At 63.5% G+C, this 24735-nt stretch carries 24 protein-coding genes; 18 read left to right on the top strand and 6 right to left on the bottom strand.

The genetic code is table 11. From position 1 onward, the window contains the following. From EN852_RS04965 to EN852_RS04935, 7 genes are all read left to right on the top strand, one after another. Complete coding sequence (locus tag EN852_RS04965) at positions 1-1185, top strand: mandelate racemase/muconate lactonizing enzyme family protein (protein WP_127875532.1); 1185 nt, start codon at positions 1-3, stop codon at positions 1183-1185. Positions 1186-1423: 238 nt separating this feature from the next. Next, positions 1424-3088, top strand: a complete 1665-nt coding sequence (locus tag EN852_RS04960) for an ABC transporter substrate-binding protein (protein WP_127875533.1) — start codon at positions 1424-1426, stop codon at positions 3086-3088. A 70-nt stretch (positions 3089-3158) separates the two neighbouring features. Next, a complete protein-coding gene (locus EN852_RS04955; RefSeq protein ID WP_127875534.1) occupies positions 3159-4112 on the top strand; it encodes an ABC transporter permease in 954 nt (317 codons plus the stop codon). Beyond that, entirely contained in the window at positions 4109-4990 is an 882-nt protein-coding gene (locus EN852_RS04950) for an ABC transporter permease (RefSeq protein WP_127875535.1), read from the top strand. The genes EN852_RS04955 and EN852_RS04950 overlap by 4 nt, the downstream gene beginning before the upstream one ends. Continuing rightward, the gene (locus tag EN852_RS04945) at positions 4983-7010 is read left to right on the top strand and encodes an ABC transporter ATP-binding protein (RefSeq protein WP_246694175.1); all 2028 of its coding nucleotides are present in this window, start codon (positions 4983-4985) and stop codon (positions 7008-7010) included. The genes EN852_RS04950 and EN852_RS04945 overlap by 8 nt, the downstream gene beginning before the upstream one ends. 152 nt (positions 7011-7162) lie before the next feature. Next, entirely contained in the window at positions 7163-8302 is a 1140-nt protein-coding gene (locus EN852_RS04940) for a helix-turn-helix transcriptional regulator (protein ID WP_127875537.1), read from the top strand. A gap of 190 nt (positions 8303-8492) precedes the next feature. Next, complete coding sequence (locus tag EN852_RS04935; RefSeq protein ID WP_189545720.1) at positions 8493-9266, top strand: DUF1194 domain-containing protein; 774 nt, start codon at positions 8493-8495, stop codon at positions 9264-9266. Between the two features lie 12 nt (positions 9267-9278). Here EN852_RS04935 and EN852_RS04930 read toward each other — a convergent pair whose 3' ends face one another. Then, complete coding sequence (locus EN852_RS04930) at positions 9279-10175, bottom strand: LysR family transcriptional regulator (protein WP_127875539.1); 897 nt, start codon at positions 10173-10175, stop codon at positions 9279-9281. Between the two features lie 127 nt (positions 10176-10302). On the opposite strand from EN852_RS04930, the gene EN852_RS04925 reads away from it, so the two are divergent. From EN852_RS04925 to EN852_RS04915, 3 genes are all read left to right on the top strand, one after another. Next, entirely contained in the window at positions 10303-11961 is a 1659-nt protein-coding gene (locus EN852_RS04925; RefSeq protein ID WP_127875540.1) for an ABC transporter substrate-binding protein, read from the top strand. A gap of 2 nt (positions 11962-11963) precedes the next feature. After that, positions 11964-12854 carry a DUF427 domain-containing protein gene (locus EN852_RS04920; protein ID WP_127875656.1) on the top strand — a complete coding sequence of 297 codons (891 nt, stop codon included), beginning with the start codon at positions 11964-11966 and terminating at the stop codon, positions 12852-12854. 85 nt (positions 12855-12939) lie between these two features. Further along, positions 12940-13704 carry an SDR family oxidoreductase gene (locus EN852_RS04915; protein ID WP_127875541.1) on the top strand — a complete coding sequence of 255 codons (765 nt, stop codon included), beginning with the start codon at positions 12940-12942 and terminating at the stop codon, positions 13702-13704. Positions 13705-13771: 67 nt separating this feature from the next. Here EN852_RS04915 and EN852_RS04910 read toward each other — a convergent pair whose 3' ends face one another. Beyond that, on the bottom strand, positions 13772-15130 hold the full coding sequence (locus EN852_RS04910; protein ID WP_127875542.1) for an NAD(P)/FAD-dependent oxidoreductase: 1359 nt from the start codon (positions 15128-15130) through the stop codon (positions 13772-13774). A gap of 260 nt (positions 15131-15390) precedes the next feature. Between EN852_RS04910 and EN852_RS04905 the strand changes: the two genes are divergently transcribed. Next, positions 15391-16119, top strand: a complete 729-nt coding sequence (locus EN852_RS04905; RefSeq protein ID WP_127866968.1) for an XRE family transcriptional regulator — start codon at positions 15391-15393, stop codon at positions 16117-16119. 198 nt (positions 16120-16317) lie between these two features. On the opposite strand, the gene EN852_RS04900 is transcribed toward EN852_RS04905, so the two are convergent. The 4 genes from EN852_RS04900 to EN852_RS04885 are packed head-to-tail and all read right to left on the bottom strand — an operon-like array spanning position 16318 to position 20101. Then, positions 16318-17358: a DUF3445 domain-containing protein gene (locus tag EN852_RS04900; RefSeq protein WP_127875543.1), complete on the bottom strand. Its 1041-nt coding sequence runs from the start codon at positions 17356-17358 to the stop codon at positions 16318-16320. A 9-nt stretch (positions 17359-17367) separates the two neighbouring features. Next, positions 17368-18333 carry a PDR/VanB family oxidoreductase gene (locus EN852_RS04895; protein ID WP_127875544.1) on the bottom strand — a complete coding sequence of 322 codons (966 nt, stop codon included), beginning with the start codon at positions 18331-18333 and terminating at the stop codon, positions 17368-17370. Further along, positions 18330-18926: a dimethylamine monooxygenase subunit DmmA family protein gene (locus EN852_RS04890; protein WP_127875545.1), complete on the bottom strand. Its 597-nt coding sequence runs from the start codon at positions 18924-18926 to the stop codon at positions 18330-18332. The genes EN852_RS04895 and EN852_RS04890 overlap by 4 nt, the downstream gene beginning before the upstream one ends. A 41-nt stretch (positions 18927-18967) precedes the next feature. Further along, positions 18968-20101, bottom strand: a complete 1134-nt coding sequence (locus EN852_RS04885) for an aminomethyltransferase family protein (RefSeq protein WP_127875546.1) — start codon at positions 20099-20101, stop codon at positions 18968-18970. Positions 20102-20396: 295 nt separating this feature from the next. Between EN852_RS04885 and EN852_RS04880 the strand changes: the two genes are divergently transcribed. The 7 genes from EN852_RS04880 (at position 20397) to EN852_RS04850 (ending at position 24735) form a co-directional block, all read left to right on the top strand. Next, complete coding sequence (locus tag EN852_RS04880; RefSeq protein ID WP_127875547.1) at positions 20397-20684, top strand: hypothetical protein; 288 nt, start codon at positions 20397-20399, stop codon at positions 20682-20684. Positions 20685-20696: 12 nt separating this feature from the next. Beyond that, positions 20697-21074 carry a hypothetical protein gene (locus tag EN852_RS04875; RefSeq protein ID WP_127875548.1) on the top strand — a complete coding sequence of 126 codons (378 nt, stop codon included), beginning with the start codon at positions 20697-20699 and terminating at the stop codon, positions 21072-21074. A gap of 36 nt (positions 21075-21110) precedes the next feature. Next, complete coding sequence (locus EN852_RS04870; RefSeq protein WP_112126006.1) at positions 21111-21272, top strand: hypothetical protein; 162 nt, start codon at positions 21111-21113, stop codon at positions 21270-21272. Positions 21273-21284: 12 nt separating this feature from the next. Beyond that, positions 21285-22691 (top strand): amino acid permease, encoded by a 1407-nt coding sequence (locus EN852_RS04865; RefSeq protein WP_127875549.1) that lies wholly within the window; start codon positions 21285-21287, stop codon positions 22689-22691. 46 nt (positions 22692-22737) lie between these two features. Continuing rightward, the gene (locus EN852_RS04860) at positions 22738-23427 is read left to right on the top strand and encodes a hypothetical protein (protein WP_189545718.1); all 690 of its coding nucleotides are present in this window, start codon (positions 22738-22740) and stop codon (positions 23425-23427) included. Next, positions 23424-23753: a hypothetical protein gene (locus EN852_RS04855; protein WP_127875550.1), complete on the top strand. Its 330-nt coding sequence runs from the start codon at positions 23424-23426 to the stop codon at positions 23751-23753. The genes EN852_RS04860 and EN852_RS04855 overlap by 4 nt, the downstream gene beginning before the upstream one ends. A gap of 85 nt (positions 23754-23838) precedes the next feature. Further along, positions 23839-24735, top strand: coding sequence for a glutamine amidotransferase family protein (locus EN852_RS04850; RefSeq protein ID WP_127875551.1), 897 nt, complete (start codon positions 23839-23841; stop codon positions 24733-24735).

The following is a 24735-nucleotide window of genomic DNA, read 5'->3' as shown; positions in this document are numbered from 1 at the left end:
ATGAAGATCAGGCGCGTCAAGGCAACCCCGATCAACTACCGGCTGGAAGCGCCTTACGTCTGGGTCTTCGGCGAGCTCGACGGCTTCTCGCCGACCATCGTCGAGGTCGAGACCGAGGACGGGCTCGTCGGCATCGGCGAGGCGCCGACGCCGGGTGCCGCCCCTGTCATCAACGATGTGCTAGCGCCGAGGCTCTTGGGCCGCGACGCCTTCGACATCACCGGCGCGGAGGAAGTCTGCCTGCCCTTCTGGAGCGGCGTGCAGTCGATCAACGACCGCACCCGCATCATGGCTTTCGGCGCCATCGAGATGGCGCTGTGGGACCTGCGCGGCAAGGCGTGGAAGCAGCCGCTTTATCAGTTGCTCGGCGGCGCGGTGCGCAAGGAAATCCCCTTCACCGATTATTTCTCGCTGCGCGGCGACGGCGCCAAGGTGAAGGGCGAGAAGACGCCGGAGGAAGTCGCCGACTATTGCGTCGAGCTCAACGAGCGCCACGGCACGACCTTCTTCGAGGGCAAGTTCTCGACCCAGGATCCGAAGGTCTCGCTGAAGATAGTCGAGCTGATCCGCAAGAAGCTGGGCGACGGCGCGATGATCCGCGTCGATTCCAACCAGGCCTATTCGCTGGCGACCGCCAGGCAGTTGGCGCGACCGCTGGAAGAGCTCGGCGTGCGCAACTGGGAAGACCCGGTGGCGACGATCGAGGAGATGCGCGAATTGCGCCGTCACACCTCGATCCCGTTCTCGACCCACAACATCGACATCGCGCGCGCCATGGAGCTGAAGGTGCCGGACGCCTTCGTCGGCAACCCGACGGCGCATGGCGGCATCAACCGCATGCTGCGTTTCGTCGGCGCCTGCGAGCATGCCGGCATCGACTACTGGTGCTACAGCGGCGATACCGGCATCGGCAGTGCCTGTTACCTGCATCTGTGCGCCGCGCTCGGCTGGATCAGGGAGCCCAACCAGTCGCTGTTTCGCATGCAGCCGATGGACATCGTCGAGGAAGGGCCGTTCGCGCCGAAGAACAACACCGTGCGGGTGCCCGAAGGCCACGGCCTCGGGGTCAGCCTGTCGCAGGAACGGCTTGCCGACTGCCATCGCGATTTCGTCGAAAATGGCCCCTGCAACAAATATCACGACCCGGAAAAGCCTGGGACCTACCGCCGACTGCCGCTGAATTAGGAGGATGTCGAAAAGCTAGCAGGACTTATCGAGAAAAGGGCGGCCTCAAGTCGCCTGGCCGACAGACAATTCATCAAGAAAATCTGACTTTTCCGTCCCAACCAGCGGATGGACCGGTCGGAACCGCATGCTACTGTATGTCGACCGATACTGACGAGAGCCGGGAACAGGAGAACTCCACGGCACTCGCAAATCGAATTCACTCGCCAACCACAACAACTGGGGAAAGGCTCAGACCATGAGCAAGAACTATCGCATTCTCGATCTGCTGCGGCGCGGCCGCACGCCCCTTGAAAACCATCTCATCGACGGCCTTGTCGACGGCCGCATCAGCCGCCGCGAATTCGTGCGCCATGGCAGCCTGCTCGGCCTGTCGCTGCCGCTGCTCGGCCGCATCGGCATGGCCGCCGGCTTCGGCGCGGCGCCCTCGCTCGCGCGCGCCGCAGGTGCTGCCGGCGGCACCATCCGCGTCGGCAGCAGCGTGCCGGCCGCGGCGATCGATCCCGTCACCATCGCCGATGCCGGCGGCCTTGTCGTCATGCAGCAAGTGGCCGAGTTCCTTTGCGTCGACGGTCCGGACCTGGTGCTGAAGCCGGCGCTGGCAGAAAGCTGGAAGCCGAATACCGACGGCACGGTGTGGACCTTCACGCTGCGCAAGGGCGTCAAGTTCCATTCGGGCGGCGAGATGAAGGCCGATGACGTGGTGGCCAGCATCGACCGGCTCGCCGACCCGGCCAACTCGTCCAATGCGCTGTCGGTGTTCACCGGCATCCTGCAGAAGGGCAACACCAAGAAGGTCGACGACTACACGGTCGAATTCCATCTCGACGCGGCGAACGGCAACTTCCCCTACATGGTGTCGTCGGACAACTACAACGCCGTCATCATCCCGGCGAGCTACAAGGGCGACTACGAGAAGAGCTTCGACGGCACCGGTCCGTTCAAGCTGGAAAAATACACGCCCAAGGTCGGCGCCTCCTTCGTGCGCAACGACGACTATTGGGGCGACAAGGCCCTGCCGGATCGCACCGAGTTCACCTTCTTCACCGACATCCAGCCGCAGATCCTGGCGCTGCAGGGCGGCCAGATCGACATCATCAACCAGATGCCGGTGCTGGCGGGCGTTGCGCTCCTCAACGATCCGAATTTCGAGATCATCAGCCTGAAATCATCCGCGCATCAGCAGCTGCACATGCACTGCGACGAGGGCCCGACGAAGGACGCGCGCGTGCGCCGCGCCATCGCGCTCTGCCTGGACCGCGAGAAACTCGTCGCCGGCCTGATGAAGGGACGCTCGGCGCTCGGCAACGACAGCCCGTTTGCCGCCGTCTACCCCTCGACCGACACCAGCGTGCCGCAGCGCAAGCAGGATATCGCCCAGGCCAAGCAGCTGATGGAAGCAGCCGGCCTCGCCCAGGGCTTCAAGATGACGCTGACCACGGAGCGCTATCTGGAAATCCCGGAATACGCCCAGCTCATCCAAAACTGGGTCAAGGAAATCGGCATCGAGCTCGAGCTCAACATCCTCGACCAGGGCGCCTATTACGGCGACGCGGTGTTCGGCAAGTCGAACTGGCTGGATTCGGCGATGGGCATCACCGACTACGGCCACCGCGGCGTGCCCAATGTCTATCTGGCGGCTCCTTTGAAGAGCGACGGCACCTGGAACGCCGCCCACTTCAAGAACAAGGACTACGACCAGATGGCAGCGAGCTATATCGCGGCCCTCGATCTCGAGGCGCAGAAGGCCACCGCCGGCAAGATCCAGAAGCTGCTGCTCGAGGAAACGCCGGTGGTCTTCGGCTATTTCTACGACTACCTGACGGCGACGGCGAAAGGCGTGACGGGCGTGCAGCCCACCGCCATGTCGCAGCTGTTCCTGGAAAAGGCATCGAAGGCCTGACGACAGCGAACAAGCTTATCCCTGACAGCCGGCTCTCCACGGAGAGCCGACTCCAATAGGAGTATTCGCCATCCTCGTCTTCCTCGTCCGGCGCCTGGCACTGTCGCTCGTCACGCTGTTCCTGCTCAGCGTCATGGTCTTCCTTGGCGGCCAGGTGCTGCCGGGCAATGTCGGGCGCGCCATATTGGGGCCGTTCGCCGACCAGCGCGCGGTCGACGCGCTCAACCACTCGCTCGGCGTCGACCGCCCGCTGCTCGTCCAGTACGGCAGCTGGATCTGGAATTTCCTGCATGGCGACATGGGCACGTCCTACATCTTCCGCGCGCCGGTCGCGCCCTTCGTCATCGATGCGTTGGGCAATTCGCTGAAGCTGGCATTGATCGCCTTCGTGCTGGTGGTGCCGATCGGCATCCTGGGCGGCGTCATCGCCGCGCTCAACCTCAACCGGCCGCTCGACCGTATCATCAGCCTCGGCGGCCTGTCGGTGACGGTGCTGCCGGAATTCGTCACCGGCATCATCCTGATCCTGATCTTCGGCGTGTGGCTGCGCTGGCTGCCGATCGCCGCCGCCTGGCCGAAAGGCGCCGGCTTCTTCACCCAGATCTATTACCTGATCTTGCCCTCGCTGCCGCTGTTTTTGGTGCTGTTCGGCTATATTGCCCGCATGGCGCGGTCCGGCATGATCGAGGCACTCGATTCCGACTATACGCGCACCGCCGTGCTGAAAGGGCTGCCCTGGCGAACGGTGATCTGGCGGCATGTGCTGCGCAACGCGCTGCTGCCGACCATCACCGTGATCGCCACCCAGACCGGCTACCTGATCGGCGGCCTGGTCGTGATCGAGACGCTGTTCCGCTACCAGGGCATCGGCTCACTGATCTTCACCGCCGCCCGCGGCAAGGATTTCCCGATGCTGGAAGCCGGCATTCTTACCATCGGCATCGTCTATGCGGTGGCGACCTTGGCCGCCGACTTCCTCTATTCCGTGCTCAATCCGCGCATCCGGCTGGGAGCAGAGCAATGAGCGCGACCGACATCCCCGTCAGCCTGCCGGCGCCCGACACCGCACAGCGCAGCCCCTGGGGCGAGGTGCTGCATTCGTTCCTGAGATCCCCGACGTTCCTGACCGGCCTGGGCATATTGCTGTTCTGGGTCATCTGCGCGCTATTCGGTGAACATTTCGTGCCCTACGATCCTCTCGACGCCGACATCATCAACACGCTTGCGCCACCATCGGCCGAGCACTGGTTCGGCACCGACCAGCTCGGCCGCGATGTCTTTTCACGCGTCATCGTCGGTTCGCGCGACATCCTGACCGTGGCGCCGCTGGCGACGATCCTCGCAACCATCGCCGGCACCGCGCTCGGCCTGGTCATCGGCTACTTCCGCGGCATCGTCGACGACATCGTCAGCCGCGTGCTCGAAGCCTTCATGGCGATCCCGGTGGTGATCATCGCGCTGCTTGCCATCGTCGCGCTCGGCACGTCGAAGATCACCGTCATCGTCGTCATCGGCCTGAGCTTCGCGCCGATCATCGCCCGCACCGTGCGCTCGGCGGTGCTCGCCGAACGCGAGCTCGACTATGTCGCCGCGGCAAAGCTGCGCCACGAGGGCGCGCTGCACACGATGTTCGTCGAGATCCTGCCCAACGTCATCCCGCCGATCCTGGTCGAGACGACGGTGCGACTTGGCTACGCCATCTTCGCCGTGGCCACGCTCTCCTTCATGGGCTTCGGCATCCAGCCGCCCTCACCGGACTGGGGCCTGTCGATCTCCTCCAATTACGGCATGATCGGCGGCGGCTTCTGGTGGACCGTGCTGTTCGATGCGCTGGCCATCGCCTCGCTGGTGATCGGCGTCAATTTGGTGGCAGACGGCGTGCATGGAGCGTTCAATGACTGACACGAACGCCCTTGAACTGAAGGACCTTTCGGTCGCCTATCGCGTCGGCCGCCGCGACCGCGCGGTGCTGCGTAACGTCAATTTGACCATCAAGGCCGGCGAAGCCTACGGGCTGGTCGGCGAATCCGGCTGCGGCAAGTCGACCGTCGCGCTGTCGGTGGTGCGCTATCTGCCGCGCAACGGCTCGATCACCGGCGGCTCGATCGCGCTCGACGGCAAGGATGTCATGAAGCTCGATAGCGAGGCGCTGCGGCGTGCCCGCGCGGACAGCGTGTCGATGGTCTACCAGGACCCCGGCAAGGCGCTGAACCCGTCGCTGCGCATCGGCCGCCAGCTGACCGAGATCTTCGAGCTTGCGGGCATCACCGGGCAAGCAGCCGAAGACAAGGCGCTCGCCATGCTGAACCGCGTGCGCATCTCGGATCCGGCGAGCGTCATGCAGCGCTATCCGCATCAGCTCTCCGGCGGCATGCAGCAGCGCGTGGCGATCGCCATGGCGCTGGCCAACGATCCCTCGATGCTGATCCTCGACGAGCCGACGACCGGCCTCGACGCCACGGTGGAAGCCGAAGTGCTCGACCTGATCGGACAGTTGCGGCGCGAGCTGTCGGCCTCGATCCTGTTCATCAGCCACAACCTCGCCGTCGTCTCAAACATGTGCGACCGCGTCGGCGTGCTCTATGCCGGCATGCTGGTCGAGGAAGGCTCGACCAGGCAAGTCTTCAACGATCCGCGCCATCCCTACACCGTGGCGCTGCTGCGCTGCCTGCCTCGCGGCGGCCAGCGCAAGGACCAGGGCCGGCTCGACACCATTCCCGGCTTCCTGCCCGGCATCGGCGCCAATATCGTCGGCTGCGCCTTCGCCGACCGCTGCGCGCTGGCCACCGAACGCTGCCGCGCCGAGCCGCCGCCGCTCTACGATCTCGGCGACGGCCGGCTGTCGCGCTGTCACTACCACGACAAGGCGCAGTCGCTGCCGCGCGCCACGCCCGCCGAGATCGCTGCCGTCGCACCGAGGCAAGCGCCGCCGGTGCTGCAGGTCGAAGGGCTGAACAAGACCTATGCCAGCCACGGCCGACCGCTGCGGGCCGTCAAGGACGTCTCGGTCAGCCTGAGGCCCGGCGAGACGCTCGGGCTGGTCGGCGAATCCGGCAGCGGCAAGACGACCTTCGCCAGACTGCTGCTTGGCCTCGTCGCGCCGGACGACGGCGGCTCGATCGAGCTCGAAGGCAAGAAGCTGGCGCCACGGCTCGTCAGCCGCTCGGAGGACCAGGTCAAGGCGGTGCAGATCGTCTTCCAGAATCCGGACTCCGCGCTCAACCGCTCGCATTCGATCCGGCACATCCTCAGCCGCGCCTTGAAGCGGCTGGGCGGGCTCAGCGGCAAGACGCTGGATACGCGCCTGGAAGAATTAGTCCGCTCGGTGCGGCTCACAGACCGGCATCTGGCGGTCAAGCCGCGCCAGCTCTCGGGCGGGCTGAAGCAGCGCGTGGCGATCGCGCGCGCCTTTGCCGGCGATCCGCGCATCGTGGTGTGCGACGAGCCGACCTCGGCGCTCGACGTTTCGGTGCAGGCGGCGATCCTCAACCTCTTGGCCGACCTGCAGTCGAGACAGGATGTCTCCTACATCTTCATCTCGCACGACCTCGGCGTGGTGCGCTATCTCTCCGACAGGATCGCGGTACTCTATCTCGGCCGCATCATGGAGTTCGGGCCGTCGGAGGCGGTGTTCTCCGGCCCGCACCATCCCTACACCGAAGCGCTGCTATCGGCGGTTCCAAAGCTCGATCGCACCGAGAGCTCGCGCATCCGCCTCGACGGCGAAATCCCAAGCGCAGCCAACCCGCCGACGGGCTGCGTCTTCCACACCAGATGCCCGCGCAAGATCGGCGCCATCTGCGAGACGCAGGAGCCGGAACTCGCCGAGGCCCAGCCGGGCCACACGATCCGCTGCCACATTCCCTACGCGGAACTGGCAAGGCTGCAGGGACCCAAGATCACCGCAGCGGAACCGGCATAGCGGCCGGTGGGCGAATAGATTCCCTTTCGGGTCAGGGTGGCTTGCATCTGCGACGCTCGTCGCGTCACGCCTGCTGACCGGCCATTCTTGATTTCACCGATCTGTGGTAATCTGGAGGGTGTGGTGATCTATCCAGACGAAGGTCGGATTGAATGGCTGCCGGGGGAGCAATCGCGTCTGCGATAGAAGCTTGCTACGACGCCGCTTTCGAATTTGACCGGTGGCCGGGAGCGCTTCAAAAGCTCGCGGATTCGCTGGGCGCGACGAGTTGCTGTCTACGCACCCGCGACCAAGCGCACCCGTTTGGGTGCGATCAACGTCACAAGACCGCGCGGGCACCGGACTCTACGGAACACGCCGAGTTTACGGCTCTCTGGCACGAGAGGATCGGAAGCGGACCCAATCCCCTTCTCGACAGGCCGCAGTTGCTCGCGAAGCCACCGGTCAGTTTCACTGTCGAGGACGAAATCACAACCGCGGAAGAACGAAGGGTCCTGCCCTATTACAATGAGATCGCTCGCCCCGGAAACCGCGAATGGTGGGCCTCCATCCGTGTCGTGGTGAAGAACCGCAGCTGGTGCGTGCCGCTCTATCGCGATGCCCGGAGGGGGCGCTTTTACCCCAGCGAAGCCGATCATTTCCTGAGTGTGGCGCCCGACCTGAGCCGGATCATAAGCGCGGCGGAGAAGGTTTGGGATGTTTCGCTCGGATCGAGCCTTGCCGCGCTCGATCAACTCAATTGTGCTGCCGCGATGCTGGATTGCCGTGGCTATGTCACGCGCGTCAACGAGCATGCGAATGCTCTATTCGGCTGCGGCCTCGTAATCCGTCACGGCCGCATCCACGCGGTCGATCGGGCGAGCGATGCCCGTCTGCACGGGCTGACGCGGGCCGCCGTCTCGAGTTGGTCGGATGGATCGCTCCGGACCGAGCCAGTCGTGATCACCCGCAACGGATTACCCTGGCTTCTCGCGGAGATCATGCCAATGACTTCATTCGCGCATGACCTGTTCAATGGCGGCGATGCGCTGCTCTATTTCACCGACCTCGCGGCCGAACTGGCGCCAACCGAACAACTGCTCAGCCAGACTTTCCAACTGACAGCCGCCGAAGCGCGGCTCGCCTCTCGCCTGGCGACCGGCAAGGGGATCGGCGCGGCAAGCGCTGCATTGGCCATCGGCCGCGAAACCGCTCGCACGCAGCTCAGGGCCATCTTTGCGAAAACGGGAACACGCCGCCAGGCGGAACTTACGGCACTCTTGTTGCGCTTGCGCATGCCTTCTTCGCATTGAGGCGGCGCCATCCCCCAATCGGGTGAAGCGAGACACCGCGTGTAGTCCCAGCATCGCTCCATAGGAATCCAGCCAATGAGCGCGGAATGCGCCGAGGCGGTGCCAGATGGGGGCGCGGTGCCTTTCGAATGTTTGGCATAATCCGGAGGCGATACGGCCGTCGCCGAGATTATGCCTAAAGATACTGGCCTTGCTCCTCGGCGTCTTCCGCCCAACCTCGGTGGGTGTTGGGCATGAAAGGCTCGCCGTCGATCTCGAACTCATCCTGGCTGTCGACGTCTCGCCATCGATGAGCCAGGCCGAGCAACGGATTCAACGCGACGGCTATGTCAGCGCATTCCGGCACGCCGATGTCGCGCGAGCCATAACATCGGGAGCACGCGGCAGGATTGCCGTCGCATATGTTGAATGGGCCGGGCCGAAGTACCAACGCGTGGTCCTGCCGTGGACGATCATCGGCAGCCATGACGATGCGAAACGGTTCGCCGACGCCCTTGCAGCCCAGCCGATGGTCAGGGAAGCAGGAACATCGATTTCGCGAGGCCTCCAGGCGGCGGAGGGTTTATTTGCCGACAGCCGGGTTGTGGGCGATCGGCGAGTGATCGATGTATCCGGTGACGGGCCCAACAACGCCGGGCCGCCGGTCGCCCCGGTGAGAGACGAGGTGATAGCCTCCGGCATCACAATCAACGGCCTGCCGGTGTCGCTACCGCATGGGGCCTCCAACGGCTTCGAGACGTTTAGCGAGGGCTATCTCAATTCCTACTATGAGCACTGCGTCATCGGCGGACCCGATGCGTTCGTGATCGGGGTTGACGATCTCACTCTTTTTGCGGTCGCGATCCGCAGGAAGTTGGTTCGAGAGATCGCGAGCATCCCCCCACGACCAAAGCTCGCATCCTATGCGCCGACTCACCTTTCGGACTTCGATTGTTCGACCAATGGAGAGGGTCCGTCCCGGTAAGGCATCCACGGCCTATACTCCCATACTGAAGGCGCGGTCGCTCTCCGCGAAAGCCTGATCGTTGGACAGGTTCCTGGCCAGCGTGCGCAGGCCCGTCAAGGCAACGTTGAGAGCATCGGAAGAGGCAGGGTTCTCCGGATAGGCAAGGTAGATCGGCCGCTGGAACACCGGCGTATCTTCGACGCGCTTCAGCTCGCCGCGCTCGATATGCGCGCTCACCGCGCTGAGCGGCAAATAAGCGGCCGCCTTTCGCGAGAGGACGTGTTGCAGGCCGATGAACACAAGCCCAGCCGAGATGGCGGGCTTCACGACGCCTGCAAAGGCGCGGTCGTGCTCGATGCGGAACTCCAGTCCCCAATCCATCAGGATGTAGTTGTCCGTCCACGGCCCGTCCTGCGCCGTGTGCTGGACGAGCACGACCTGGTCGACGGCTAACGTCTCATAGACGATGCCCGGATGCGGCCTGGGCAGATAGAGGATGCAGATGTCGAGCAGGCCTTCGGCCATCTGGTCGATCGCCAGATCCGGGAAACTGCCTTCCAGACGCAGCGCCACGTTCGGCCGCTTCGCGCGCATCCAGTCGATCCAGGGCGAGGTGATGCTGTCCCAGAGATAGGCGGGCGCGGTGAGCCTGAGCAGCGTCTCGTAGCCATCGGGAACGGCGATGTCCTGGCGTGACTGCTCCCAGGTGCGGGTGATCGTCGAGGCATGCGGCAGGAACTGCCGGCCGGCCGGCGTCAGCGTGACGCCATCGCTGTCGCGCACGAACAGTTTTCGCCCCAATTGCTCCTCCAGGCCGCGAATGCGCGCGCTGACGGTCGACTGGGCGAGGTTCAGCCGATGGGCGGCGACGGTAAAGCTGCCATGCGCCGCGACCTCCAGGAAACTGCGCAGATTTTCGGTATCCATGGTTCCCTGCCCCTGAGCTACCGCCATCGAAAATTCCGATGGCTTCGATCAAAAAATATCGCTTTCCGGTCGCGGTCAACAATGGCCTAAATGCCAAAGCCCCCGCGACAAAACAAGGAATGCCGCCATGCCCAAGCATTTCAGGACAATCGACGCCGCTCGCAAGCAACTCAGCGCAATCGAAAATTCCGCTGTCGACGAATTGCTCGCCGGCAGGATCGGCCGGCGCGAATTCCTGCGCCATGGCAGCTTGCTCGGCCTGTCGCTGCCCTTCCTAGGCGGCATCGCTTCGGCGATTGGCCTGGGCGCTCCGCAAGCGCGCGCCGAGGGCAAGCCCGGCGGCACGGTGCGCGCCGGCATTGCCGTGCCCGGCGGCGCCATCGACCCGGTCACTTACTATGACAGCGGCAGCTATCAGCTCGTCTTCCAGGTGGCCGAGTTCCTGTGCGTGACGCAGCCCGACCTGACGCTGAAGCCGGTGCTGGCCGAAAGCTGGTCGCCCAATGCCGATGGCAGCGTCTGGACCTTCAAGCTGCGCAAGAGCGTGAAATTCCACAATGGCGAGGACTTCAAGGCCGACGATGTCGTGGCGACCTTCGACCGCCTTGCGGATCCGAGCGGCCCGTCCAACGCGCTGTCGGTGTTCAAGGGCCTCTTGTCGAAGGGCGGCACGCGCAAGGTCGACGACCACACGGTCGAGTTCCATCTCGACGCGCCGAACGGCAGCTTCCCCTATTCGGTGTCGATCGACAATTACAACGCCGTCATCCTGCCGGCGAGCTACAAGGGCGATTACGAAAAGACCTTCGAAGGCACTGGTCCGTTCCGGCTCGAAAGCTATACGCCGAAGGTCGGCGCCAGCTTCGTGCGCAATCCCGACTATTGGGGCGAGAAGGCGCTGCCCGACCGGCTCGAGTTCAAGTTCTATGGCGATGTGCAGCCGCGCATTCTCGCGCTGCAGGCGGGCGAGGTCGACGTGCTCGACGCTATCCCGCTCGACGTCAGCCAGGTGGTGCTGGGCAATCCCGACATCCAGGTGCTGCGCGTGGCGTCCACCGCGCATCGCCAGCTTCACATGCGCTGCGACATGGTGCCCTTCACCGACAAGCGCGTGCGCCAGGCGCTGGCTCTGTGCATCGACCGTTCCAAACTGGTCGATGGGCTCTGCCGCGGCATGGCGGCCACCGGCAATGACAGCCCGTTCGCGCCGGCCTTCCCGGTCACCGACAAATCGGTGGCGCAGCGCACGCAAGACATCGCCAAGGCCAAGCAGCTGATGGAAGCGGCCGGCCTTGGCGGCGGCTTCGACATGACGCTGACGACGCTGCGCTATTCCGACATCCCCGGCTATGCGCAGCTCTTCCAGAACTTCGCCAAGGAGATCGGCGCGCGCATTGCGCTCAACATCGAGGACCAGGACAAGTATTACGGCAAGGCGGTGTTCGGCCAGTCGGACTGGCTGGACAGCCCGCTCGGCATCACCGATTACGCGCATCGCAGCGTGCCGAACGTGTTCCTGAAGAGCCCGCTGGTCAGCGACGGCCCGTGGAACGCGGCGCACTTCAAGAATGCCGCCTATGACGGGCTGGTCACCAGCTATCTCAAGGCGCTCGACCTCGATGCGCAGCGCAAGGCCGCCTCCGACATCCAGAAGCTGCTGCTTGACGAGACGCCGGTGATCTTCAGCTATTTCCCGGACCTTCTGGTGCCCGTGCGCAAGACTGTCAGCGGCGTGCCGCCGATCGCCGCCGGCCTGCTGCTCGATCGTGTATCGGTGGCATCATGACCATGACCGCGCGCAAGACCCCGGCCGCAAACGACGAGAAGAGGACGACGACCATTCGCAAGCCCCATCTGCGCGGCCGCGGGCCGCATTTCCCGATCCTCGACAGCATCGTGCAGTATGAGTTCGAACCGGGCTATGTCGCCTTCACCATGCCCTCGCCCAAGCGGATCAGGGTGCAGGTCGGACCGATGATCGTCGCCGACACCACCAAGGCGCTGGTGTTCCAGGAGAGCGACCACCTGCCCGTCTACTACTTCCCGATGAGCGACGTGCGCGAGGAGTTCCTGCTGCCGAGCCACACGACGACGGAAGACCCGTTCAAGGGCGTCGCGACGCATTATTCGCTCAACACCGGCATCACCCTGGTCGAGGACGGCGCCTGGCGCTACCTCGATCCCGTCAAGGGCTGCCCGCCGATCCAGGACTACATCTCCTTCTACTGGCCGAAGATGACGCACTGGTATGAAGAGGACGAAGAGATCTTCGTTCACGCCCGCGACCCGTTCCGCCGTGTCGACTGCCTGCCCTCATCGCGGCGCGTGCAGGTGATCCTCGACGGCGAACAGGTGGCCGATTCACGGCGCGGGGTGTTCCTGTTCGAGACCGGCCATCCGGTGCGCCATTATCTGCCGATCGCGGACACGCGGCTCGATATGTTTTCGCCCAGCCGCTACATCTCGCGCTGCCCCTATAAGGGCATCTCCAACTATTACCACGTGACGACGCCGAAGAAGCGGCACGAGAACCTGGTCTGGTACTATCCCGAGCCGGTGCACGAGGCCGAACGCATCAGGGGATTGGTCTGCTTCCACCACGAGCTGGTCGACAAGATCCTGGTCGACGGCGTGGAAATCCCGAAGGAAGCGACGGCGGCGTCGGACGGGTATTTCTGAACCTCGACGCCTCCGACCGGCCAGATCATGCCGCTTGATCGAGGCGCCATTCAGCGCATACCTTCCGGCAATCAGGGAGGGTGCGATGGATCTTTTCAAACTGGACGGCGGCGTGGCGCTGGTGACGGGCGCCGGTAGCGGTATTGGTCAGGCAATCGCGATTGGGCTTGCCGAGGCCGGCGCCGACGTCGCCTGTTTCGGCCATGCGTCCAAAGGCGGACTTGAAGAGACCGCCCACAGGATCACGGCACTTGGCCGCAAAGCGTTGGCGCTGACCGGCAGCGTGACGTCCGAGACTGACCTGGCCACGGCGATCGATCGTGCCGAAGCCGAGCTCGGCGCGCTGACCGTCGCCGTCAACAATGCCGGCATAGCCGGTTCGGAAGCGGCCGAGACCATGGCACTGGAAAAATGGCGCAAGGTGCACGAGGTCAACGTCGCCGGCGTGTTCCTGTCCTGTCAGGCTGAGGCGCGCGTCATGCTTCCTCGACGCGCGGGCTCCATCATCAACATCGCCTCCATGTCCGGCACCATCGTCAACCGCGGGCTGACGCAGGCGCATTACAATTCCTCGAAAGCCGCTGTCATCCACATGTCGAAGAGTCTCGCCATGGAGTGGGCGGACCGCGGCCTGCGCGTCAACGTCGTCAGCCCGGGCTACACGCTGACGCCGATGAACAAGCGGCCCGAAGTTGCGGAGGAGATAAAGATCTTCAAGCGCGACACGCCGATGGGCCGCATGGCGGCGCCGGAGGAAATGGTCGGGCCGACCGTGTTCCTGGCCAGCCGCGCGTCAAGCTTCGTGACCGGCCTCGACCTGATCGTCGATGGCGGCTACGTGTGCTGGTAGACTGGCGGGGTGTCCCGCGGGACACCCACCTTGCTGATTTCACGGATGTGGGGGGAGGCGCGCCGCGCTACTCCGCCGCGACGCCCTTCACCTCAAGATAGCTCTCCATCGAATCGTCCAGCGCCTGCAGCCACGGCGTGTGATGGACCGGCGCCATGGTGCCGGTCATCAGCGAGCGGTACGCGTTGTCGCGGAAGGTCATGATGTTTTCCATCTTGTGGTGCTCCCACTCCATGAAGGTGTGGTTGACCGCCTCGACGTCGAAGCCCGGATAATCGGTCTGGTCCATCAGCTCCTTGGTGTAGTCGCCCTGGAACCAGATCATCTGCTCGGCGTCCTCCAGCGTCTCCTCACGTGCCCGCCACTTGGCGCTGTGCTCGGCCATCGCCTCGGCCGAGGGCAGCTTGATGCGGCCCATGATGACGTCGCGCGCGTACCAGGCCTGCGCGTCGAACATGTTGAAGGTGTAGAACTGGTCTTGCATGCCGATATAGAACAGTTTCGGGTTCTTCTCCCAGACGACGCCCTCATAGAGATCGAGCGGCCACATGCGGTTGGCGGTCTTGAGCTTGAGGTCGTCGGTGAGGAAGGGGAAGGAGTGCAGATAGCCTGTGCACAGGATGATGGCGTCGACATCCTTGGTGGTGCCGTCCTTGAAATGCGCCGTCTTGCCGACGACCTTCTGCAGCAGCGGCACTTCTTTCCAGTTCTCCGGCCATTTGAAGCCCATCGGCTTGGAGCGGTAGCTGGAGGTGATCGATTTCGCGCCGTATTTGTAGCACTGCGAACCGATGTCCTCGGCCGAATAGGAGCGGCCGATGATCAATATGTCCTTGCCCTTGAATTCCATGGCATCGCGGAAGTCGTGGCTGTGCAGGATGCGGCCGTTGAAGGTGGAAAAGCCCTCGAAGTACGGCACGTTCGGCACGGAGAAATGGCCGGAGGCGACGACGACATTGTCGAACTCTTCCGAGTAGGTGACATCGTTGGTGCGGTCATGCGCGGTGACGGTGAATTTCTTGGTCTCGTCGGAGTAGGTGACCATGCGCACCGGCGTGTTGAAGCGCACCCATTTGCGCACTCCGGATTTCTCGACCCGGCCCTTGATGTAGTCCCACAGCACGGCGCGCGGCGGATAGGAGGCGATCGGCCGGCCGAAATGCTCCTCGAAGGTGTAGTCGGCGAATTCGAGGCATTCCTTGGGGCCGTTCGACCATAGATAGCGGTACATGGACCCATGCACCGGGTCGCCATGCTCGTCGAGGCCGGTGCGCCAGGTGTAGTTCCACAGCCCGCCCCAGTCGCTCTGCTTTTCGAAGCAGACGATTTCCGGGATCTCGGCGCCCTTGTCGGCGGCCGACTTGAAGGCCCTCAACTGGGCCAGCCCCGATGGTCCGGCTCCGATGACGGCGACACGAGATTTCATTGCGGGCCTCCTTTTTTGATTTCCCCAGCGAAACAAATTTCACTGAGAGTAACAGTAATTGGCCCTTCGGTCCTGTCAACTGGCCTTGCGCCGAAACTGCGTGAGGCCGAGGTAACTTTCTGCGAAGCGCGGGGGGACAGTTGCCGCAGAAAGCGGACCTAATCCGCCACAAGGGCTTGGCGCACCCGTTGCGCTCCTGTATCGGCAACGAATATGTTCACCTAGAGTGAAATAATCAGCAGATTCTCACGGGAGACGACATGACGAAAAAGACTTCCGATCCCAAACTTGGTCGGAGCCCCGTGGCGGTCAAGATCAAGCCATCGTCGAAGGGCATTGGCCCGAACGGGCGCACGATCCGCACCCCGCTGACGCAGGACCCGCATGCCATCCGCGACACACGCGAAAAAGTACTGGAAGTGGCGATCGGCCATGAGGTGCGGGCGTTCCGCAAGAAGCTCGGCATCACCGTCGCCGATCTCGCCGCGGCAACCGACATCTCGCTCGGCATGCTGTCCAAGATCGAGAACGGCATCACCTCGCCGTCGCTGACGACGCTGCAGGCGCTGTCACGGGCTCTGGGCGTTCCGGTGACCGCCTTCTTCCGCCGCTTCGAGGAAGAACACAGCGCCGTCTTCGTCAAGGCCGGCGAAGGCGTCGATGTTGAGCGGCGCGGCACGCGCGCCGGCCACCAGTACAATCTGCTTGGACATATCGGCGCCAACACCAGCGGCGTCGTCGTCGAGCCCTATCTCATCACGCTGACCGAGAATTCGGACGTGTTCCCGACCTTCCAGCATGCGGGCATGGAGTTCCTCTACATGCTCGAAGGCGAGGTCGTGTACCGGCACGGCAACAATCTCTACCCGATGAAGCCGGGCGACAGCCTGTTCTTCGACGCCGACGCGCCGCACGGCCCGGAAGAACTGACGCAACTGCCGATGCGGTATTTGTCGATCATCTGCTATCCGCAGAACAGCGCTGGGTGATTAGCTGATCTCCCCCCTTGTGGGGGAGATGGCCGGCAGGCCAGAGGGGGGCGCTGTCCCGCCGGCGTATCAATCCCTAAGGCCACGGCCTCATTGGTGTTGGGCCGAGCCAGGCAAGGTTTGCATTCCTTCGCGCCCCCCTCTGCCCTGCCGGGCATCTCCCCCACAAGGGCCCACAAGGGGGGAGATTGGCAGCTTCTAATCCGGCCCGAACCCTGGGCTGGTCGCACTGCCGTCATCCAGCTTCGACAGCCATTCCACCAGTGTCGGCCGATACCGCGTCAGGCCTTTGTAAGTCGCAAGTTCCTCCGGCAGGTCGCGGATGACGCGGTGCAGGCGGCGGGCCCATTTCGGCTGCGTGACCAGCTCGTCCATCTTGATCAGGTAGCACCGGATCGGGAAGACGATGGCGTTGGAGCGCGGCAGCCGCCAGAAGCTTTGCAGCTCGACGCGCAGATGCACCTTGTCGCCGACATTTTCGGGCGTGACCGTGGCGCGGTCCGGACCCCATTTGTGATAATTCTCGGGGCTGGTGTCGAGGCGCGGATTGATGGTCATCGTCCAGTTGAGGCGCCTTGCCGGCTTGCCCTGCTGAATGTTCGTCAGGAATTTCAGCGCGCGGGTGAAGATGCCCTTCTCATGCGCCAGCGGCACCGGCGCATGCCACTCGAAGAAGTTCATGCCGATGTCGAAATCGAGCGACCAGTCGGCCTGGGTGGTGACCATGCCGGCATCCATCCACAGATTGCCGTCGCGCTGGTCGAGGATGCAGAAATCGCCCTGGCTCTGGCGGGTGATGTATTCCATCGGGCCGTAGGGCAGCGTCGAGGTGTCGCCAAAGGTAAAGGTGTCGTCGATGCCGAGCGGCCGGTTGATCCAGCGCCAGCGGTCGCCATTTCGCTCCAGCGTGAAATGCTCGGGATAGCCGAGCGCCTGCTGCTCCATCAGAAGCTCGAGCAGGTCCCAACCGGCCAGCGTCATGTGCGGCAGGGATTGGCAGCGCAGCGGATCCTCGGCCAGCACCAAGGCGCGGTCCTGCATCTCGGCGACATAGTGCTCGTCGACATCGATCAGGTTTTCCAGCACCGAGCCCTTCGGCCCGACGACATGCGGCTCGATGTTGACCGCATACATGTAGGCGTCTTCGTTGAACGGGAACGGAAAGCGCCTGATGTGCTCCGGGCTGTTCTTGAAGGTGTAGTCGTCGCGAAACGTTTCCTTGCGAAAGGTAATGCCCATTGACGCCTCCTATCTTTCCAGGACCAGCGACTTGCCCTCGAAGCGCGAGACGCAAGGCATGATCTTGCAGCCGGAGCGGTGGTCTTCCTCGCTCAGCCAATGATCGTTGTGGATGAACTTGCCGTCGGAGGAAATCACATTGGTCTCGCATTGGCCGCAGACGCCGCCACGGCAAAGATAGGGCGGGTCGACGCCAGCCGCTTCCATGGCTTCCAGCAGGCTCTGCTGCTCGCCGACGCGGATCGTCTTGCTGCTGACGGCCAAGGTCACGTCGAAGGGCGCGCCAGGCTGGGGTGCCGCGAAATGCTCGAAATGCACGGTCTCCGAGGGCCAGCCGAGCGCAGCGGCGCGGTCGCGCACCCAGTTGATCATGCCGCCCGGGCCGCAGACATAGAGATGCGTGCCGAGCGGCTGCGAAGACAGGAGCCGGTCGAGATCGATGCTCTCCTCGCGGTCGTCGTGATAGAGCCTGACCCGGTTGCCGTAACGCTGCTGCAAGACGTCGGCATAGGTGCCCAGCGAAGCGGTGCGGCAGGTGTAGTGCAATTCGAAATTGCCGCCGGCGCCCGCCAACTGCGAGGTCTGCGCCATGAACGGCGTGATGCCGATGCCGCCGGCCAGCATCAGGTGCTTCTTCGCCCTGAGGTCGAGCGAGAACAAATTGACGGGATAGCTGATCACCATCTCCAGGCCGGGCTTGACCTGCCGGTGCATGAACAGCGAGCCGCCGCGGCCGACATCGTCGCGGCGCACCGAGATCGTGTATTCGCGCGTGTCGAGCGGCGAGCCCATCAGCGAATAGGGATTGAGCCTGGTGCGATCGCCGTCGCGCATCTCGACCACGACGTGAGCGCCGCCGGAAAAGGTCGGCAGCAGCTCGCCGTCGCGGCGGCGGAAATGGAAGCGCGTGACCAGCTCGTTGACCGGAACGACGTCACTGACAACGACATCGAGCTTGGTGGTGCCGGTACTCATGGGAAAGCCTCCTCCATCGGAGGAATCTCCGAGCGATCCTCGGCATTGATGCACACGCCCTGGAAGGCGGCGAGGCGCCGCGAATAGTGATCGCGCACCAGAAGCAGCAGGCCGCAATGCGAGCAGAGCGCCGGCTGCGTCGTCACGTTCTCGGTGATGCCCTTGCAGTGCACGCATTGCATCCGGCGCGCCAGCGAGCCGCGATGCTCGGTCTGCATCGAGGTGTGGTCCATGCCGGCTTCGAGCGCTACCTGCATGGCCTGGCCGATCAGCCCTTCGGTACCGGCAAGATAGATCCGCAGGCCCATATGAGCGTTGGTCAGCGTCTGCCTAAGCCGCGGCAAGAGGCTGGCGAAGGACGGCGCGATGTGGAGTTGCGCCGGCTTCAGCGCCTCAAGCGCGGCGATATGCTTGCCCTCGGGACCCGGAATGAAGACGATCTCGGCCCCGTCGAAAAAGCCGGGCGGCGCCTTGCCGGCCATGTCGATGATCGCCAGTGCGCCTTCGGCGTCGGCGATGAAGAGATGATGCTTGCCCGGCTGCGGAGAGAGCGTTCCGTAAATGGGCCGGCTGATGATCGTCTTGGCTGCCATTCGTCCTTCGTACCCTAGATCCCCTCCCCGTTGATGCTGCCTCAACCCTTGGCGGTGCGCTTGGTCTTCTTCGGGTCGTCGAACGGCAAGGGCTGCGCCGTGGCCTTGATCGAACCGCTTTTGTTACGGATCTCGAGCTTGGTGTCCTTGACCGCGCAGTCGACGTCGAGGCGGGCGATGCCCATGGATTTCTCGACCAGCGGCGAATACATGGCGCAGGTCACTACGCCCACCTTCTTGCCGTCGCGATAGACCGGCGCGCCTTCGTCCGCCGGCTGCTTGCCGTCGAGAAGCACGCCATAGATCTTGAAGCGCTCCTTGCCCTTCAGCCGGTAATGCTCCTCGGCGCCGCGGAAGCCGGTCTTGCCGGGGCTGACGGTGAAGTCGAGGCCGAGCTCCCAAAGCGTGTCGCCGGGGCCCTCGTTCTCGAAGGGATATTTCTGGGAATTGTCGTAGGGATAGAACAGCAGGTAGCTCTCGACGCGCAGCATGTCGAGCGTGGTGAAGCGGCACGGGATGATGCCGGCGCTCTTGCCCTCCTCCAGAATCCGATCCCAGATCGCACCGGCATCCTGGCCGCGGCAGAAGATCTCGTAGCCGCGCTCGCCGGTGTAGCCGGTGCGCGAGATCATCACCGGGAAGCCGAAGAGCTGCGTCTGCATATGGTGGAAATAGGGAAGATCGCGGATGCCCGGCACATGCTTGGCGAGATAGTCGACGGCGGTCGGCCCCTGCAACGAAAGGTCGTGCAGATTGTCGTCGAAGCGCAGCGACACGTCACGCCCCATGGCAGCGCGCTGCAGCTCCTCATGGCCGGTGCCGGAGCCATGCACCACCATCCACGAGTTCGGGCTGATGCGGTAGAGGATGCAGTCGTCGGTGAATTTTCCCGCCTCGTTCAGCATGCAGGCATAGGCCGACTTGCCGGGATAGATCTTCTCCACGTCGCGCGTGGTAGCGAGGTCGATCAGATGCGAGGCGTGCGGGCCGGTGATGTGAACCTTCTTCAGGCCGGAGACATCCATCAGCCCGGCCTTGGTGCGGATGGCGATATATTCCTCGTCGGCATCCTTGTCGTAGGTCCAGGCGGTGCCCATGCCGCTCCAGTCCTCGAGCTTCGAGCCGAGCGCGCGATGGCGATCCGCCAGGGTCGAGAATCTCCAGGATGCCGTCATCCGATCGTCCTCCGTGCAATTTAGATCGCTTTAAGCGGTTGCTGTTCCCTGCTCCTGCTTGCTGGCGGAGCTTGCGCGAATATTGACCGCAAACGGCGAGACCCTGCAATCCCCTTGAAGCAAATAATTTCATTGTCAGGCAAATTTCTTGCCCGTGGACAAACACTTTACGGAGCGTAAATCCGGCTTGACAATTTCGAAGATCGGTCGGAATTTATGAAAAAAATTTCACTCTCTAGAAAGAGAGGACGCCCGGTCGATTTCGGGGCCGGACGTCGCCAGAAGGGGAAAACCGATGTCCGACCTGCAGCAGCGCGTCGAAGCGCTGTACCGCTCCGACGTGCGTGGATCCGTGCTCCTGATCGTATGCCTGTGGGTAACGATCCTCTTCGTCCTCCTGATGACATGGCCGTATATCCCGGACAGCGGGATCAAGCTCGTGGTGGCGGTCGCGGCCGCGGCGGTGCTGATCTTCAACACCGCCGCGATCCTTGCCATGCTCAACCATTACAAGGAGGACAAGGACTTCATCTACGGGCTCGACATCAAGAACGCCGACGCGGCCCGCAACCGTCAATCCTGAGGGGGAGAAACCATGGCCCGCTATACCCCGCCGCAGCAAAGCAAGGCTGGACAGATCTTCGACATCGCGGTCGTGGTGGTCGCTATCTTCGTGGCGCTCTGGCTGCCGCTGAAGCTCGGTCTTGCCGGGGCGGCGAAGTCGATCGACCCGCTCGACGCCAAGACCTGGGACGCGCTCGGCCAGAACGCGACGATGGCCTCGATCTGGGAGAAGCTCGGCTACACGCCGGAGACGGCGCACGACGTGATCCAGAACCACTTCCACTACATCATCGACTGGCCGACGCTGATCATCATGGCGATCGTGCTGGTCGCCTATTTCGTCTTCCTGTTCAGGGCCTCCGACAAGGAATATCGCGAGGTCATCAACGAGAAGTTCGACGACAAATAGATCTTCGACGACGACAAAGAGGCCGGGGAAAACATCATGTGGATGGGACTGTCTTATGTTTGCTGGGGCATCTCGGCCGTGCTGGCGCTGTGGATGCTCTACGACTGGTTCAAGGTCGACACGACCTATTCCGAGGACATGCTGACCTCCTCGCGCGAAGGCGAGCTTGAGGCCGTTTCCGAAAAGCACCGGATCTGAGTGGGGATTGACATGACGGCTGCGGTTGAAACGGGACTATCGACGACGATCCATGGCGACAGGGTCTCGCTGCTTCGGGTGCTCGGCCCGGCGCATGTCTGGGCGCTCGGCGTCGGCATCGTGCTGGTCGGCGAGTTCACCGGCTGGAACTTCTCTGCCGACAAGGGCGGCGCGCTCGCCGCGCTGATCGTCTGCTGGATCGTCGGACTGCTCTACACCTCTGTCGCCATGATCGACTCGGAGGTGACGTCCACCGTCGCCGCAGCAGGCGGCCAGTACGCGCAGGCCAAGCACATCGTCGGGCCGCTGATGGCCTTCAACGTCGCGCTGTTCCTGGTCTTCGCCTACACCATGCTCGAAGTGTCGGACGCGATCCTGCTCGGCGACACGATCGTCGCCAAGGCCGGCGTCGAAGGATTGACGCACAATTCCTTCATCGCCGCCACCATCGTGGTGCTGGCATGGCTCAACTATCGCGGCGTGCTGATGACGCTGAACGTCAACTTCGTCATCACTGCCATCGCCTATGTCTCGATCGTCATCCTGTTCTTCTCGGTCAGCCCATGGACGCAAGGCGCGGTGCTGAAACTCAACGAGCTGGTCACGCCCGGCAACGCGCTGCCTTACGGCTGGATCGGCGTCATCGCCGCCTTCCAGTTCGGCATCTGGTATTATCTCGGCATCGAGGGCACCACGCAGGCGGCCGAGGAGGTGCGCTCGCCGGCGCGCTCCCTGCCCTACGGCACGATGGCCGGCATGATCACGCTTCTGATCGCCGCCGCGATGACCTGGTATGTCTGCGCCTCGATGATGCCGTGGGAGTATCTCGGCATCACCTATTATCCGCTGTGGGACGCCGGCAAGCTGAGCGGCAGCCCGCTCTTGGAAAACTTGCTGTTCATCGCGACGCTGCTGTCGGCGCTCGCCTCGGCCAATGGCTGCATCAACGACGCGGCGCGCGCCTGGTTCTCGCTCGGCCGCGACCGCTATTTGCCGAGCTGGTTCTCGGCGGTGCATCCGAAATACCGCACGCCCTACCGCTCGATCCTGTTCCTGCTGCCGATCGCGCTGGCCTTCGCCTTCATCGCCGACCTCAACCAGGCGATCACCTTCTCGATCCTGTCGGGTGTGCTGCAATACACCTTCATGAGCATCAACATCATGATGTTCCGCAAGAAGTGGCCGCTGGGCTCGATCCGCCGCGGCTACACGCATCCCTTCCATCCGCTGCCGGCGATCGTGCTGTTCTGCCTGTGCATGGTGACGTTCTTCGCCATCTTCCTCGGCTTCGGCTCGCAGCTGATCGCGATGACGGTGTTCTATTTCCTGATCTCGCTCTGGTTCCACTTCTACCGCTACAAGTTCGTGCGGCGCGGCGATCAGTTCTCGATGCCGTGGCCGAAGCCGCAGGGTTATTGAGTGGAGTGAAGGCCCGCCTATCGACGGCGGGCCGTGGCGTGTCGAAATGTCTGAACTAACGTCAGTACTTGTTACCGGGGCGATGGCATTGGCCGTCGTCGCCCATATTGCTTGGCTCGCGCGCGCCAGCCGCAACAGGGCGAAGGCGGCCTTGGCCGCCGATTTGGCAAATGTTCGCAGCGTCGTTGCGGATGCCGCCGATGTCTCCGACGGCACGGCCGGCGTCGTCACCTGGGCCGGTTCCTGGAATGGCCAGCGAGTCCAAGTGCGCACCATCGTCGACACGCTGGCAACGCGAAAGCTGCCGACGCGCTGGCTCAGCGTTTCGATCACCGAGCCGGTCGCGGTGCCGGGCATTTTCGACATGATGATGCGGCCGAATTCGGCGACGACATTTTCCAATTTCGACCATCTGCCGCATATGCTGCCGAAGGTGCTCGGCTTTCCCGCCGAAGCGGTGCTGCGCACGGATCGAAAGGGCGTCGCCTTCCCGCAGGATCTGATTGCCGCGCATACCGACATTTTTGCCGATGGCCGCGCCAAGGAATTGCTGATCACGCCGAAGGGCGTGCGCATCATCTGGCTGCTGGCCGAGGCCGAGCGTGCCCGCTACGGCGTGTTCCGGCAGGCCGCATTCAGCGACGCCGGGATCGAACCGGCCTTGATCGAACGGTTGCTCGAGGCGGCGTCGGGCCTTCGCGAAGCCATCAACCGGCGCGAAAGGCAGGCGGCATGAGCGACGGAACCGCCACCCCCGCTCCTGTGAATCCCTATCTCGTGCTCGGCACCGCGATCGTCTTGCCGGCAAGCGGCCACGTCATGCTCGGCGTGCCGGCGCGCGGCCTGCAGTTCCTGTTCTTCATGGTGATCCTTGGCTGGATAACGACCAAGCTGGCGCCGGGCGATGCCGGCTTCATCGGCCGCCATGCCGGCGGCTTCCTGATCTACGCCTTCTCGATCCTCGACGCCTACAGGATCGCGCGCATCCGCCATGCGATCTGGGTTCACAAGACGCGTCCGGACGGCGATAGTGCCGAGGGCGACGCGCCATCGAACATATAACCTCAGGAAAATTTCTTTCATACCATTGAATTCGATAAGCTCATTCGGTACATCATTTTGAAAGCCAGAAACGTTGGAGGCTGACATGTGCGGAATCGTTGGACTTTTCCTGAAGGACAAGACGCTGGAGCCAAAGCTCGGCGCCATGCTGTCCGAGATGCTGGTGTCGCTCAGCGACCGCGGCCCGGACAGCGCCGGCATCGCCATCTATGGCGCCACGACCGGCAATGAAGCGAAGATCACCGTGCAGTCGCCGAAGGCGGATCGCGATTTCCGCGGCCTCGACGTCGAGCTTGCCAAGGCGATCGGCGCGCCGGTGAGCGTGGCGGTGAATTCAACGCACGCCGTCATCAGGACCACGCCAGACAAGGTCGATGCCGCGCGCGAAGCGCTGCAGACGCTCAGACCCGACATCCGCATTATGGGCGCCGGCGAGGCAGTTGAAATCTACAAGGAGGTTGGCCTCCCGGAAACCGTCGTCGATCGCTTCCACGTGCGCTCCATGACCGGCACGCATGGCATCGGCCACACCCGCATGGCGACCGAATCGGCGGTCACCACGATGGGCGCGCATCCCTTCTCGACCGGCGCCGACCAGTGCCTGGTGCACAATGGCTCGCTCTCCAACCACAACAATGTGCGGCGCGAGTTGATCCGCGACGGCATGAAGTTCGAGACCGAGAACGACACCGAAGTGGCGGCCGCCTATCTCTCCAACCGGATGGCGCATGGCAAGAATCTGGGCGAGGCGCTGGAGGGCACGCTCTCCGACCTCGACGGCTTCTTCACCTTCGTCGTCGGCACCAAGAACGGCTTCGGCGTCGTGCGCGACCCGATCGCCTGCAAGCCGGCTGTGATGGCCGAGACCGACCAGTATGTCGCCTTCGGCTCGGAATATCGCGCGCTCACCAAGCTGCCCGGCATCGACAATGCGCGGGTCTGGGAGCCGGAGCCCGCAACAGTTTACTTCTGGGAGCACTGA

It is taken from the genome of Mesorhizobium sp. M2E.F.Ca.ET.209.01.1.1 (genome assembly GCF_004010375.2).
In the GTDB taxonomy this organism is placed as follows: domain Bacteria; phylum Pseudomonadota; class Alphaproteobacteria; order Rhizobiales; family Rhizobiaceae; genus Mesorhizobium.
Note: the sequence above shows the minus strand (reverse complement) of the source record. Positions and strands in the feature narration are given on the sequence as shown.